General features: G+C 48.5%; 13 protein-coding genes. 1 reads left to right on the top strand and 12 read right to left on the bottom strand.

Annotation, left to right across the window (positions count from 1 at the left end; genetic code table 11):
• Positions 1-89: 89 nt before the first annotated feature.
• The 12 genes from Cabys_RS13735 to Cabys_RS13680 form a co-directional block, all read right to left on the bottom strand.
• Positions 90-821 (bottom strand): class I SAM-dependent methyltransferase, encoded by a 732-nt coding sequence (locus Cabys_RS13735; RefSeq protein ID WP_006926702.1) that lies wholly within the window; start codon positions 819-821, stop codon positions 90-92.
• A 3-nt stretch (positions 822-824) separates the two neighbouring features.
• Positions 825-1571 (bottom strand): class I SAM-dependent methyltransferase, encoded by a 747-nt coding sequence (locus Cabys_RS13730; RefSeq protein ID WP_006926701.1) that lies wholly within the window; start codon positions 1569-1571, stop codon positions 825-827.
• 392 nt (positions 1572-1963) lie between these two features.
• Positions 1964-3370, bottom strand: a complete 1407-nt coding sequence (gene hslU / locus Cabys_RS13725; RefSeq protein ID WP_006926700.1) for an ATP-dependent protease ATPase subunit HslU — start codon at positions 3368-3370, stop codon at positions 1964-1966.
• On the bottom strand, positions 3370-3918 hold the full coding sequence (gene hslV / locus Cabys_RS13720; RefSeq protein WP_006926699.1) for an ATP-dependent protease subunit HslV: 549 nt from the start codon (positions 3916-3918) through the stop codon (positions 3370-3372). Before hslV ends, hslU begins: the two co-directional genes overlap by 1 nt.
• 495 nt (positions 3919-4413) lie before the next feature.
• The gene (locus Cabys_RS13715; RefSeq protein WP_006926698.1) at positions 4414-5370 is read right to left on the bottom strand and encodes an alpha/beta fold hydrolase; all 957 of its coding nucleotides are present in this window, start codon (positions 5368-5370) and stop codon (positions 4414-4416) included.
• A gap of 13 nt (positions 5371-5383) precedes the next feature.
• Entirely contained in the window at positions 5384-6937 is a 1554-nt protein-coding gene (locus Cabys_RS13710; protein ID WP_006926697.1) for a hypothetical protein, read from the bottom strand.
• Positions 6938-7018: 81 nt separating this feature from the next.
• Complete coding sequence (locus tag Cabys_RS13705) at positions 7019-7534, bottom strand: hypothetical protein (protein ID WP_006926696.1); 516 nt, start codon at positions 7532-7534, stop codon at positions 7019-7021.
• Positions 7531-9039 carry an o-succinylbenzoate--CoA ligase gene (gene menE / locus Cabys_RS13700; protein WP_006926695.1) on the bottom strand — a complete coding sequence of 503 codons (1509 nt, stop codon included), beginning with the start codon at positions 9037-9039 and terminating at the stop codon, positions 7531-7533. The genes Cabys_RS13705 and menE overlap by 4 nt, the downstream gene beginning before the upstream one ends.
• On the bottom strand, positions 9036-10499 hold the full coding sequence (locus tag Cabys_RS13695) for a sodium/pantothenate symporter (protein WP_006926694.1): 1464 nt from the start codon (positions 10497-10499) through the stop codon (positions 9036-9038). The genes menE and Cabys_RS13695 overlap by 4 nt, the downstream gene beginning before the upstream one ends.
• Positions 10500-10514: 15 nt before the next feature.
• Positions 10515-11504, bottom strand: a complete 990-nt coding sequence (locus tag Cabys_RS13690; protein ID WP_006926693.1) for a 3-oxoacyl-ACP synthase III family protein — start codon at positions 11502-11504, stop codon at positions 10515-10517.
• Positions 11505-11520: 16 nt separating this feature from the next.
• Positions 11521-12264, bottom strand: coding sequence for a 3-oxoacyl-[acyl-carrier-protein] reductase (gene fabG / locus Cabys_RS13685; protein WP_006926692.1), 744 nt, complete (start codon positions 12262-12264; stop codon positions 11521-11523).
• 101 nt (positions 12265-12365) lie between these two features.
• A complete protein-coding gene (locus Cabys_RS13680) occupies positions 12366-12860 on the bottom strand; it encodes a GbsR/MarR family transcriptional regulator (protein ID WP_006926691.1) in 495 nt (164 codons plus the stop codon).
• 1893 nt (positions 12861-14753) lie between these two features.
• Here Cabys_RS13680 and Cabys_RS13675 point away from each other — a divergent pair.
• A complete protein-coding gene (locus Cabys_RS13675) occupies positions 14754-15131 on the top strand; it encodes a RidA family protein (RefSeq protein ID WP_006926688.1) in 378 nt (125 codons plus the stop codon).
• Positions 15132-15137: the final 6 nt, after the last annotated feature.

Raw genomic sequence — 15137 nt, 5'->3', positions numbered from 1 at the left:
TCTCTGTAAAAAAACGTGTTATTGCCTGATTTTTAAACAGTTTCAGAATATTTTATATTCCTATTTAAATGCCTTGCGCTCAAATTCGTTCATTCGCTGTTTTTCCTGCAAAGAAGAATTAGGGAAGTGGGCCTGTCAATCAAAAAATTAAAAAATCCGTCAATCCGTTTCCATATTGGAAATGGAAAATTTTTTAAGGCCAGGCTCAAGTGCAGGCGATTGAACGCTTTGTTAAGGAATCTGGAGGACTTAAGGGCAACAAATCCGGCATTTTGAGTCCATTCTTCCAATTTGGTTAAATCGAACGAATGGAGGTGCCCGTTTTTGGGCGTTGGGTTATTGCAATGGATGCAGATGTAATATGGGATCACTTCTTTATATGGAACAGAAAGGACCAGTCGGCCGCCTTGTTTTAACACCCGATGACACTCCTTTAAAGCAATGAGCGGACGATCCAGATGCTCCAGCACTTCGGCCATGATGACGATATCAAATGATTTTGCGCGAAAAGGCAGGGCAAAAACATCGCCTGTAACCGGCAGATTTTTTTGGGTGTATTGCTGTTTGATCTTTTTAAGATTGCTTAAGGCCAGATCCAGCGGAACGTAAAAAAAATCGGCAGCCGGTAAATGTTTTAAAAGTTGCCCGCCGCCGCTACCAATTTCCAGAATTTTTTGTCCGACTGTGGGTTTTAAAAGGTGAACGATTGCCTGGTAGCGTCTGGCAATTTCGTCCTCCAAAAACTTGTTCGAAGAAAAATAATCAAAATACCGGGCATCAATCTGGTAGTGTTTGACGTGATTTTGATATTTCAATTCCACTGTTTACTCCGCTTTGTGTTGACAGATAAAATACACTTCAAAGTTCAAGCCTATCGGCAAAAAGGGGAGCGGGCTGCCGTAAGAGCGTTTGATCTGAAAATGATTTAAGATTTTTTTTCGGAATGTACGATAATCAAAGCCCATGTGACGCAAGATGTAAGGCAGTCCGTCAAAAGCAACGATTTCTCGTGTTTGGGGTGGCTGACCGACAAAAGCCTTTAGAATATTGAGCGGTCGGGCGTCCACCTCGCCGTAACGACGCATGAGGCGCAAACTACCTTTAAGCAGCGCGGGCAGGTACAGTTCGTTGGGCACGCCGATGATCAGTTTTCCCTCTTTTTTCAAAAGAGATCGCAGGTTGCTCAGGGCTGATTCCATGGGCTGGTCGGGCAGATGTTCGAATACTTCCAGGCAAAAGATAAAATCAAAGGTAGCCACCGGGCTGTCTTTCAGGTTGCCGATCACGGTAATGTTGGGAAAATTTTGCGTGTTTTCAACCGCCTGCCTGCGCAGTTTAGCGGAAGGTTCGTAGCACACTATTGTACAATGGGGGAGGCGCAGGCTGATCTGTTTACACAGTTCGCCGTTTCCTGCGCCAAAATCCAGGATGGCGCCGTTAAAATTCTTTTGTACATTTTTTAAGGCGCGTAAACTGTGCTGCAAACGCAGTTTTTGTAAATGGCGTTTAATTGGATTGCGATCGCCGGTGGTTAAGCTGGCGTAATCGACATCGGCGTAATCTTTTGGCATTGGACAATCGTACCTGTGTTCGTGTTTTAGGATAAAGTTAGGTTAAAAAAAGACCAGGCGCAACATAGAAAATAATCAGACAACCATGGGCAGGGAATGGGGGATTTTACAACGAGCTTCGTAAGATTTCTTCAAAAACGGCAATTGGTCATTTCTCTCTCCCGCTTTCTGGCCGGAGAGAGAAATCTTATAATTACAAAAAATATCGGCTTTTCAAGGTGGTTTTTGTTGAAACTTCTACTTAAAGTTTACTCTTTCGTAATTCCTCATTGTTTATGTCATTTACACTATTCCCTCATCTGGATAATACTATCAGGTCTAAATAACTAACGTGCGTCGCGCTGTGTTGTTGGTCGGAAGCCGGCGTCCTTCCTCTACAAGACCTTCTCTGCTTAAAGAATATACCGGCTCAGGTCTTCGTCCTCTACGATGGCTTCCAGAGTTTTGCTGACCATTTCTTTGTCGATGACCAGCTCTTCCTGCTTTTTCTCGGGAATTTCAAACAGAATCTCCTCCAGCAGAGTAGAAAGGATGGTGTGTAAACGCCGGGCGCCGATGTTTTCAGCGCGAGAATTTACCACCGTTGCGATGCGGGCTATTTCACGAATGGCCTCATCCGTAAAGGTCAGTTTTACGCCTTCGGTTTCTAACATGGCCTGATATTGAGTGATAAGAGCGTTTTTAGGCTCGGTTAATATGCGCACAAAGTCATCTTCTGTAAGGCTGTTCAGCTCAACGCGGATGGGAAAACGTCCCTGCAATTCAGGTATTAAATCCGACGGCTTGCTCACATGAAAGGCGCCGGCCGCAATGAACAGAATGTGATCGGTTTTAACCATGCCGTATTTGGTGAGAACGGAGGTGCCTTCTACCACTGGCAGTAAATCGCGCTGAACTCCTTCGCGCGAGACATCCGGACCGTGTTTGCCGCTGGACGGGCCGGCGATTTTGTCAATTTCATCCAGAAAAATAATGCCGGAATTTTCCACACGGTGCACGGCAATGCGCACCACCTCTTCCATGTCGATCAGTTTCTGCGCTTCCTGTTGGGTAAGGATTTTTACGGCTTCCGAAACCGTGGTTTTACGCTTTTTCATCTTTTTGGGCATCAGGCCGCCAAACAGTTCCTGAATATTCAAGCCCATCTCTTCGATGCCCATGGGCGAAAAGATCTGCATCATGGGCGTCGAATCGGCCGGCGTGTCAATTTCTACCATGCGATCGTCCAGCTGACCGGCCAGCAATTGGGAACGCAGTTTTTCGCGGGTGCGTTGGTGGCGTAACTCCAGTTCGTCGCTCTCTTCCATTTCACCGACCGGTTTAGGACGCTGACTGATGGGAGGAAGCAGCAGATCAAGCACGCGTTCAATGGCCTGTTCGCGCGCTTTGGCCTCCACCTCTTTAGTCTTTTCTTCACGCACCATTTGAACGCCAATTTCCACCAGATCGCGGATCATGGATTCCACATCGCGCCCCACGTAACCGACCTCGGTAAACTTTGAGGCTTCGACCTTTAAAAAGGGAGCGTTGGAAAGTCTGGCCAGACGACGACTAATTTCCGTTTTCCCCACACCCGTGGGGCCGATTAAAATGATATTATTGGGCATGATCTCTTCGCGCAGCTCCGGGCGCACCTGTTGACGGCGCCAGCGGTTGCGCAGGGCAATGGCCACCATCTTCTTGGCCTTGTCCTGTCCGATGATGTATTTGTCCAGTTCTTTTACGATGGCCTTGGGCGTCAATTCAGCCATTAACCGGATGGTTTCGTCATATAGCTTCTGGTTTTTAATCGTATCCATTACAATACCTCCACGCGAATTTGGTCGTTAGTGTAGATGCAAATTTCACTGGCGACTTTAAGCGCTTCTCGGGCGATTTGCTCGGCGCTCAGATCAGAATGGCGTACCAGACTGCGGGCGGCTGCCAGTGCATAGGGCCCGCCGGAGCCGATGGCTGCGATGCCGTCGTCCGGTTCAATGATATCGCCCGTGCCGGAGATGATAAAGGTGTATTTTTGATCCAATACCGCCAGCAGCGCTTCCAGACGGCGCAGGTATTTGTCAGAGCGCCAGTCCTTGGCCAGTTCTACCGCCGCTTTGGGCAAATTGCCGGAGTACTGCTCCAGTTTTTGATCGAAACGCTCAAACAGCGTAAAGGCGTCGGCGGCCGCGCCGGCAAAACCGGCTAAAATTTTATCATTGTACAAACGACGAATCTTGGTGGCGGAATGTTTCATTATGGTGTTGCCCAGGGTTACCTGACCGTCGCCGGCCAGCGCTACCTGCCCATTGTGGCGGACTCCCAATATGGTGGTGGCATAAAAAGTCATTAAGTTTTTTTCATTCATGTGTAAGTTCCCTTAGTTTTTGATCAGATTTGAATTGTGTTACCCAAATTTACGGAATTTGTTCGAAAAAGTTAAGAGTTAGCGCTAAAAAGATATTTTTTTTTATTCCAGTAAGAAAACATTTTCATAGTGAGATTGTTTTTGTTGGAGTTAAAAGGGTTCTGGGGCTGTCCCAAAAGTCAAAGACAATGAAATATTCATTTGATGTCGCTTTTGAGACACCCTCAGAAATGATAGCTCGCCTTTTTTAGAGCGTACACAATAATGTAAAAATGTTGAGTGAAGTTCAAATTTTGGAACAGGCCCGAAGCATTCCGAAAACAACAAGAAAATTCTTCGCTCCGTTGCGATGATCGGGATTTACGTCCCGAATTCACGCGCCCCTAACTGGCGTTCCGTTCAGAGTGACAGGATGAGACAGATCGGTTTTGCAGGGAAAACTCACCTTACTCTAATTTTCTACAAAGAAAAAGGACTGAATAAGAAGCCGCAGCGTCAGTCTTGTTTCCATTGATTGAGAAATTGCTTAATGGCCTTATTAACCTCCTGTGCCTTTTCGAACTGCGCGAAGTGTCCACAGTTAGGGATAAGTAGCAATTGACTGTTGGCGATCTTTTCCTTACCCAGGCGCGCAATATCTTCCGTTTTCCCGCCATGTAAATAAGGATTGGGAATCAGGTTGTCGTTTTTTCCGAATATGATGAGCGTGGGCTGCATGATTTTATCCAGCTTATCGAGAACGGGTTGATCGACCATGCCGGCCACGGAACGCGAAACGGCATAGCAGTACCATTCAAAATCCCCGGCCTGCCGCAGGGCGATGCGGTCGGTGATCATGAACTCCGCGTCTTTGGGCAGGTTGTAAAAGTTCGCCACTACGTTGGCGCGAATGGTTTGTACCGGCGTATTTTTTACCAGATCGACGCTCATTACCTCTTTAAACCACTGCTTTTCGCCGGGCGTAAAAGCTTCGAAGCCCGCAGGATCAATCAGCACCAGTCCGGAAACCAGTTGCGGATATTTCAGCGCCATGACCATGCCAATCTGTCCGCCCATGGAATGCCCCACAATGATCACCCTGGACAATTGTTTGGCCGCGGCAAATTCTTTGATGACATCGGCGTAAAATTCCATGGTAAAGGGATACGCGCTTTTGCTGGATTTTCCATAGCCGGGTAAATCGACGGCAAAGCAACGGGCTATTTTGCTTAGTTCCGGCAGGTTCTTTTTCCAGGCCGGAGCGTAACTGCCCAGGCCATGAATAAAAATCAGCGCCGGGCCTTCGGTTCCAAGCTCCATATAAGCCAGGTTAATCTGATTGGCTAATTGCTGGTACCGGACGGGAAAGGGATAGCTAAGCTCAGAAAATTCCATGGGTTTTAAACCTTTGTAAGGTTGCATACAGGCGGTTAAAAGCAATATTAAACTCCAAAATATAAACGCTTTTTTCATGACGCACCTCTCTTTAGAACATCAGCCATTTAAAGGCCAGAAAAACGGTCCATGGGTTGTGTGGTTTGCCAGGCTGATCGCCATTGACCTGACGGCTTTTGTAGAAATCGCCCAGCCAGGCGTGGGCTGCGTGCAATTCAGTGTTCATAAAAACGCCGGCCTGGTAGCCAAGCATGGCATTGGCTTCGTACCCGATTAAATTGCCGCCGCCGGTAGGAGCGGAAAAAGCCGAACCAACAGCCAGCCCTGCCTTACCGTACAATTTGTTGGGAATAAACGCCCGGTGAAAATTGAGCGTGCCGCCGAGTAATCCGCGTCCCATATTTGAAAGATCGGGTACGAGCGCCAGATAGCGGTTAACGACGTTCCCATGCGGAAAGAGCAGGTAACTACCGCTGCTGATAAAAATGGCCCCGGGCGAGCCCCAGGTGTTGCCCGTGATTACGCCCTGGTATTTTTTATCCTGCAGACCGTTATCATCGCCGGAGGAGAGTAAAATATCCGCTTCAAAAACATCCCGGCGCGTTTGCCCGTAGCGGTAACCGCAGCGGAAGTTGGCGGCAAACCCGGCGATGTCCGCTAATTTTTGCCAGCCGTCTGCGGTTTGAATTTGTACCTTCCCAAGATTGGCAACGGCAAAGCCGCCAAGCGCCAGGCGGTCCAGTTTGTATTCCGCATTCCGATTCCAGAATGTGCCCAGCCAGAAGATATCGGCTTTGTACTTTTGCGAGCCAATGGTGTTAAAACGAAAAACGCCGTTGTAATCGTTTAAAAGGCTATTCAATCCCTGGCCCAGAATGGAAACTCCGCCTTCGCCGGAAGCGCGATCCTGCACATACCATAATGAAACGCCCTGACGCCAGGTTGGGGTCAAATCTTTTTCAGCCATTAATTCCCATAAAACCACGTCGTCTTTCTGTTCGATATTATTTTCGTAAAGCTGGTAGTATCCAGCTTTAAAGCGGGAATAATCGCGGTCATGCCGAACGCTGATGCCCACGGCGTCGCTGCCCCAAAAAGCCAGCCGGTAACCGGTTAGCGTCATGGTTTCAAAAAAGGTGCGGTATGGATTGTACGGCGTGTCAAACAGCCTTTGCAAACCTAAATTGACGGCCCAGCCCTTGCGCGGAATGAGTTCTAACTCCACATTCTGGGTTTGAAGATTCACCTGATCGGCGGAAAATGCCGAACCAAAATTACCACCCACGCCATAGGAAGCGTCGCCCCAGGTCCAGTCGATTTCAAAGCTGGCGCGTAAGATGGCCCGTCCGTCAAACAATTTAGGCTGGTAGATAAAAAAAGGTAATAAACGCTGTTCAAAATAAAACGATTCAGCGGAAGAGGTGTTGGTGGTGTTTCCGCCAAAAAGTCGCCCAACCACCTGGCCCTTTAAAAAATCATTGCGCGCGTAAATATTGTTCAGCACGGCTTTATTAAAAAAATAGGCGATAAAAGTCAGCTCTTTTACCGGCTTTTTGGGAACGCTGGTAGGCGGCGTATTCCAGAAATTTTGCGCCCCGAGCAGGGAGAACAGGGAAAAAATTAAAAAGAAACACAACGTCTTCATGATCCATCCCTCACACGTTAGGGAAACATGGTTAGAAAAAACGGCCTTCGAATCAGACGAAGGCCGTTGCAAGCTGTAGCCCTATTTTACTTCTACATATTTTTGTACATTCCAGGTGCCAAGAGCGCCGCCATTGGTGCTGCCAAAGCCGTCTTTTGGCGTGGGCGGGGTGGCGCCAATGTCCGGTTGGGTCTGGACGATTTCGTAGGTCATCTCACGCGGATCTTTCGTTTCATCTACCATAAAAATGCCCACACTGGTTAAAGCAGTTGGCTTGGATTGATTAATGGTGATGTTGTAAATGTTGTCCACGTCGCTCTTTTCCGCAGTATACGTACCTTCGTAGGTAACCATGGCATTGGAAGTGTCGTAACTTACCACGGTGTAAGTGTTGTCGTCATTAAACTGCGCTTCAATCTTAACAATACCTAACCCCAGCAACAATGGCGCAACATTCTGTCCTTCGGAGAGCCAGCTACCCACAATGGGCAATTGCTCTTTGTCATTATTGGTGCCGCTGTCGCTTTTGGAACAGGCCGACATAATGAAGGCGCTGCTCAGCACGGCAACCAATAACCAGTTTAAATAACGCTTCATGGGTAATCCTCCTTAAATTGGGTTAAACGTTTTAAAGCTTTACGATCAATTTTACCAGTATCGCTTTTGGGAATTTCTTTAATAAATTTGAAATATTTTGGGATTTTAAATCGGGCCAGCCTTTCCTGGCAAAAAGCGATCAATTCCTGATCCGTTACGTTTGCCTTTTCCTTTAGAACCACAAAGGCCATGCCCACTTCTCCCCATTTTTTGTCCGGAACGCCAATGATGGCCGCTTCGCTGACCGCCGGATGCTGGTAAAGCACCTTTTCGACTTCCGCGGGATACACATTCTCTCCGCCGGAGATGTACATGTTCTTTTTGCGATCCACGATGTACAGATAACCTTCTGCATCCTGTTTAACAAGATCGCCGGTATGGAACCAGCCGTTGGTGAAGGCCTTTTTAGTGGCTTCGGGATTTTGCCAGTAGCCGGGCGTAATAACCGGGCCTTTTAACAACAGCTCGCCCACATTGCCGGGCGGAACATCGTTGCCTGCTTCGTCGATGATACGCTTTTCGATGTAAAAATTTAACGTGCCGATGGAACCGCGTTTGCGAATGGCGTCGTCCTGATGTAAGCTGGTGATACTGGGCCCGCATTCGGTTAAGCCGTACCCCTGACGCACCGGAACCCCTTTATTGTGCCAGCGGTCAATGAGCGGCAGGGGCATGGGTTCGCCGCCGATGACAAAAAAACGTAGGCTGCTGAAATCCGTGCGCTCAAAGTTTTCGGCGTCAGCCATCAGGCGCAGCATGGTCGGCACGCCCATGAACATGGTGGCTTTCTCTTCTTGCAAAAGCTGATTGACCACGGCCGGTTCGAATGTTTTCATCAAGCAAAAGTAGGCGCCGCGATGCAAAAATGGCGTGGGAATCACATTCCAGCCGCCGGTATGGAACAGGGGCGTACAGCTTACAGAACGGTCGGCGGAGGTAATGTCCAGCCGCATTTCGGTGTTAACGGCGTTCCAGAAAAGCATCTTGTGCGTGTAAAGGGCGCCTTTGGGCGTGCCGGTGGTTCCGGAGGTGTACAGAATAAACAGTGGGTCGTCGGCTTTTATGGGCGCCTGCGGAAAAGGCTCGGCCTTAATTTCCGCCTTTGACCACAGCATTTCCTGCAGTTCTTCCAGAAGCAGGATGGTTTGTACTGAACGCGAAACTTTCTCTGTGAATTTTTTTTCCGAAATGGTCAGCAAAGGCATGGCGTCCTGAAGCATAAAGTCCAGCTCAGCCGGAGCCAGACGGTAGTTCAGCGGGACTAAAATAAAACCGGCTTTCTGAGCGGCTGAAAATAGGATGAAGTATTCCAGACAATTCTCCGCCAGAACGGCCAGACGATCGCCCCTGGTAATTCCATAATCTTTTTTCAGGAAATGAGCCGCGTGATTGGCCAGGGCATTCAGTTTCCGATAGGTCAGCGTCCGCCCGCTCTCATATTCCTTCAAAGCCATTTTGTCAGGAGCGTAAAACGCCCAACGGCCTATCCAGTCACAGCCAATCATGATTTCCCTCCTGCGCGATAGAACACAAGCACAAACAGCCCGCCGACCAGCAGAGCGATGGCCGCGCAAACACCGGGATTGGTGTGATAATGGGTAATCTTTCCGTAGTACATGCCAAAATGCACCACCAGCCCAAGCGCCCCGGCCCAGAAGGGCACCCAGGCTTTAATGCGCGGTAGAAAGAGCCCCGTAAAAATGGGCCAGAAGGTGGCCACAAATAAACCGTAAACCCCATTCTGGGCAAAGATGGCAACCGAAAGCGACGGATGCTCGATCTGCCAGACCGACAAAAAGTAAACAACAACCGCCAGAACGATCAGAAAGACGCGCGTGCCCAGCAACGTCTTTTGTTCGACCACGGATTCATTGAAGGCAAACCTTTTCTGCAAAAACGATTTGAGCAGGTCGATGGAGAAAATGGTAGACAGGGCGATGAACAATCCCTCCAGGGTCGAAAAGCCGGCCGCTAAAATGCCCAGCGTTACTAAAGCCAGCACGGGCGGCGGAAAAATTTGGTTAATATAGGCAGCCATGGATTGATCGGGCGGCAAAAGCGGGCCGTGCAAAAAGACGCGCGCGTACAGACCGCTAAACAGCACAAAAAAGTAAAGCGAGCCCACAACAACCACGGTTAAAAGATAGGCGTTTACGTCTTTGTCCGAACGCAGGTAAAGCGCTTTGGACAAAATGTGCGGCTGACAGATGATGGCCACGCCCACCAGAAAATTGGCGATAAAAACCTCGAACAGATCGCGAAAAAGCAGGCTGTTTGGATTGGTCGGCCGCACCAGATTGGGATCGATGTTTTTTAAAGTCTGGAAAATTTCGATCAGTGAAAGATGCCCAAAAAGCGGGCCGGAAATGATGAGCAGCACAGCCACAACGCTCATGATGATGCCCTGGTAGGAGTTGGTAAGAATATGAATGGAAGCACCGCCAATGACGATGTAAGAAAGAGTAAAAGCCAGCACAAGAAAGAGAATGAGCGGGTAAGGCGCCTGAAGCACTCTGGACAGCACAATGGTCAGGCCCACGGCAATCAGCACAATAAAAGTAATTTGCAGAAAAGAAAGTACGGCAAAAAAGCGCGTCATTCCTTCGTTGTTAAAGCGCTGCCCGATCCATTGCGGAATGGTCAGCGCATTCCGGGCTTCTCCCATCTGGCGGAATTTTTTACTCATCACAATGAGCCCCAGAAAAATGCCGGCCGGTGCGGCCACGGCATAGCCCAAAAATCCGGAAAAGCCGTACAAATAGACCAGCCCGGGATTAATCACAAAGGTAGCCGCGCTGGTCATATTGGCCGCCAGCGAAAGTCCGATAAAAAAGGGATTGTCCTTGCGCCCGCCGATGGCAAAACTTTCCAGCGACTGTCCCTTGCGCCGCGCCAGCAAAGCCAGAAGCCCGATGCCAATGGCGTAGATTAAAACAGCCACTAACGTGTACTGACTGCCGCTCATGGTCTGTTCTCCTTTTTAAAATTTAAAAGCCGCGCTGGCAAAAGCCAGTCCGCCGCCAGAGCTAATAAAAAAGACGGTGTCTCCCGCTTTGATCTTTTTTTGTTCCAGAGCTTCGCTCAAGGCCATGGGAATACAGGCCGAACCGGTGTAGCCGTAATAGTGCATGATGGTGTGAGTGCGGTCGTGCGGGATGTTCAAACGGTCGAGCGTCTGCCGGATGCTGTTGATGTTGATCTGCGTAAAAAGAAAGAAATCCACCTCGTTCACCGAAATGCTTAAGGCACGCGCCATTTGTTCAATCATCCGACTCCAGATGCGAGGATTCAGCTCTTTGGGAAATTTTCGCACAAACTTCAACAGATGGTCTTTGTTCTTCAGGGCCTCCGGGGAGACAGGCTGATGCGTGCCGCCGGCGTAAATGCCCATCCAGTCGTGGTATTGCCCTTCGGTGTGCAAAAGACTGGTTAAATAGCCGCGATCGGTATTTTCTTCCGCCTGCAAAACCACCGCCCCGGCCCCGTCGGCAAATAGGGTTACGGTCTTTTTATCGGTTAAATCCAGATACTTGCTCATGGCATAGGCACCAATGACCAGAATATGGTTGTAGCGTTGATCCGACTGAATGTATTTGGCCGCCATGTCCAGCCCGGTAACAAAACCGGCGCAGGCCGTATTGATGTCGAAGGTGCCGGCTTTGGCTGCTCCCAGCCGGTATTGCACCACCGAAGCCGTGGAGGGCGAAATGTATTCGGGCGTGTCCGTGGCCACGATAATCAAATCGAGCTCGCCGGCCGATAAGCCTCTCTGCTGCAGGGCTTTTTGCGCGGCGGCCACACATAAATCGGCGGTGGATTCGTTTTCCGCACACCAGCGTCGTTCGTAAATTTCCACGTTTTCTTTAAGCCACGTATCCACGTCTTCGCCCAGTAGCGCGTTAAAATAGGCGTTGGGCAAAACACGTTCCGGAACGTACATGGCGCTGGAGGCAATGAAAGCATTTCGCATGAATCATCCCATCTGTTTAAAGAATTAATCCGCCGTCCACACTGAGCACGGCGCCGTTGATAAAGTCAGCCTCGTCCGAAGCAAGGAAACAGTAGGCATTGGCAATATCTTCCGGTTGTCCCAGACGCTTGAGGGGCGTTTTTTCTTTAATGTTTTCCAGAATGTTGGGCGGCACCTTTTGCGTCATTTCCGTGGCGATAAAGCCCGGTGCCACGGCGTTTACCGTAATGCCTTTACGTCCCAGCTCGCGTGCCCAGACCCGGGTCATGCCAATAACCCCGGATTTGGCCGCCACGTAGTTGGTCTGGCCAAAATTTCCGTACAGCCCAACCACCGAACTGGTGTTGATGATTTTGCCGGCCTGTTGTTGAACCATGTAGGGGGCAACGGCCTTGCTGCAGTTGAACACGCCCGTGAGATTAACGTCAATCACCTGTTGCCATTGCTCTGCCGTCATTTTTAAAAGAGTGGCATCGCGTGTAATGCCGGCGTTGTTTATCAAAATGTCGATGCGGCCAAAACGTTTAAAAACTTCTTCGGCAGCCCGTTGCACCGCCTGCAGATCGGCAACGTCCACAACCATGGCCTGCAACCGCCGCTGGTAGTCGGGCTGTTCTTTAATGATTGCTTCCACCGTTTGAGTTTGCACATCCCATACAATGACCGTGGCGCCTTCGTTTAAAAATTTTTTAACGGCCGCCAGGCCAATGCCGCTTGCGCCGCCGGTAATGATGGCGATTTTGCTTTGCAGGCGATTCATGGCAATATCCTTTCAAAGTTTCAAACATTTGAAAATATCCAAAACTTAAATACAAAATAAAACACCTCGCCATTTGGTGAGAAAAACATTTTCAACTCATCTTATGCGTGATCCTGATAAATTTTTTCCCGTTCTTTTTTCCATTCTTCCAGAAAAGATTGAAAATGCCTGCACATTAGATCGTAGAAGGTTTCCATTTCTTTCAGTCGGACATGCAGCGTTTGCAGAGAAGGATCGTTAGCGGCTTCAACTTCTTTTTTTAGTTGACGGGCAATGCGCAGGTTGTTTTTAATTAATTCAAAATTATTGCGAAAGGCGGAGCCGAAAATTTCCGGTTGAATCTCAAAATAATTCTTGCGTTCGCCGGGCTTCCAGACGCGTCGAATGAGGTTGTGGTCCAGCAGGCGGCGCGTAATCTGGCTGATCGGGCCTTTGCTCATGCCCAGTTGTTCGGTGATTTCATCCAGGGAAAGCGGCTCAGACGAGAAGATAAGCAGAGCCACCACAAAGCCCATCAGTTTATTCAAACCGAAGGCCTGGTAGGCGTGCCCAAATTCCTGCAGCATTTCTTGTTTGATTTTTTCGCCAGGACTCATTTTGTTTCCAACTTTTGCAAATTTTCAAACATTAAAAATATAAGAAACAAAATCAACCCCTGTCAAATTTTTTTGAATTAAAATCCACCATTTCCGAATTTTTAAAACTGGTTTGACAATAGCCCGTCATCTCAATGGCGGGAACAATGTGCCATCCCAACACCAACCAAACCCGTCCCGTCAGGGACGATTGACAATAGCCCGTCGTTTCAACGGCGGGGATGATGAATCGCACTAAACCCAATCCAGTCCCGTAGGGACGAATGAGAATAGCCCGCTGATTCATCGGCGGGGAAGACGATCCTAAACCTAAATACCGTCCGGTAGGGACGGCTGAACCTGGCGGGATGGAAATTCAGATGTCCCTCCGGGACATTTTTACATTTTGTGTGGTTTGCCTTTTCCCGGCAGTGAACTGCCGCGTTATTCTCAACAATCCCTACGGGATTTTATTTTTACTCCAACAAGAATTTGCCATATCTACAAAAATTTCACATTACGTACCGCCAATGAATCCGTCCCGTAGGGAAGGCTGAAACCTGGCGTAATGGTAATTCAATTGTCCCTCCGGGACATTTTTACATTTGTGTTATTTCCCGTTTCCTGGCAGTGAACTGCCGCGTTATTCTCAACAATCCCTACGGGATTTTTCTAAAAATTTCCGTCCCGTCAGGGACATTTGAAAATAGCCCGTCGTTTCAACGGCAGGGATGATGAACCGCACCAAACTCAATCCAGTCCCGTAGGGACGTTTGAGAATAGCCCGCTGATTCATCGGCGGGGAAGACGATCCCTAAACCTAAATACCGTCCGGTAGGGACGGCTGAACCTGGCGGGATGGAAATTCAGATGTCCCTCCGGGACATTTTTACATTTGTGTGGTTTCCCGTTTCCCGGCAGTGAACTGCCGCGTTATTCTCAATTATCCCTACGGGATTTAATTTATGCCAGACGAGAATTCGACACATCTACAGGAATTTTACACTCGAAACGTCAAATTAATTTCGTCCCGTCAGGGACGATTGAGAATAGCCCGTCGTTTCAACGGCGGGGATGATGAACCGCACCAACCCCAATCCCGTCCCGTAGAGACGGTTGAAACTGGCGGGATGAAAATTCAGATGTCCCTACGGGACATTTTTACATTTTGTGTGGTTTCCCTTTCCCCGGCAGTAAACTGCCGCGTTATTCTCAATTATCCCTACGGGATTTAATTTATGTCAAACGAGAATTCGACATATCTACAAAAACTTCACACTACGTACCGCCAATGAATCCGTCCCGTCAGAGACGATTGAGAATAGCCCGTCGTTTCAACGGCGGGAAGAATTAACCACCGCAAGCCACAATCCCGTTCCGTAGAGACGGTTGAAACTGGCGGGATGAAAATTCAGATGTCCCTACGGGACATTTTTACATTTTGTGTGGTTTCCCTTTTCCCGGCAGTGAACTGCCGCGTTATTCTCAACAATCCCTTCGGGATTTAATTTTTACTCCAACAAGAATTTGACATATCCTACAAAAACTTTACATTACGTACCGCCAATGAATCCGTCCCGTCAGACACGATTGAGAATAGCCCGCTGATTCATCGGGCGGGGAAGACTTTAATCATATGATATTTAAAGCATTAGAGAGGTTTGTTTCTGAAAAATTCACACCCTTATTTCACCTCCTTGCTTTTTTCAAAGAGAAGGCAAGATAACCCCACCCATCATGCTGGAATGGCCGGAGTTAGGGGGTAAGTTGATAATCGTATTTAGCAAAGATTTTGTTATTCTCCAAATTTTGGTGGACATTCAGATCATCAATCACAAAGTATTGACTCGTTACCTAACCTTTGGTATTTTCTTGTTTCTATTTATGTTCTGTTTAAAACGGAGGAAACGATTTATGAAAGCCATTAAAACCGATAAAGCGCCGGCGCCCATCGGCCCTTATTCGCAGGCCATGGAGTCCGGCGGGCTGATCTTTACATCGGGTCAGATTGCCATCGATCCGCAAACCAACGCGCTCATTGAAGGCGGTGTGGTTGAGCAGGCAAAGCAGGTGTTCGAAAATTTAAAAGCCGTTCTTGAGGCTGCAGGCTCCGATCTGGATCATGTGGTCAAGACGACCATTTTTTTGAAAGACATGAACGACTTTTCAAAGGTCAATGAAATTTACGCCGCCTATTTTGGCAAGGCCGTGCCGGCGCGATCGACCGTGGAAGTGGCCCGCCTGCCCAAAGACGTTTTAATCGAAGTGGATTGTATTGCAGAAAAAAAATAGGATAGC

It is taken from the genome of Caldithrix abyssi DSM 13497 (genome assembly GCF_001886815.1).
Taxonomy (GTDB): domain Bacteria; phylum Calditrichota; class Calditrichia; order Calditrichales; family Calditrichaceae; genus Caldithrix; species Caldithrix abyssi.
The sequence above is the reverse complement of the archived record's forward strand: the minus strand, read 5'-3'. Positions and strand labels throughout refer to the sequence as shown.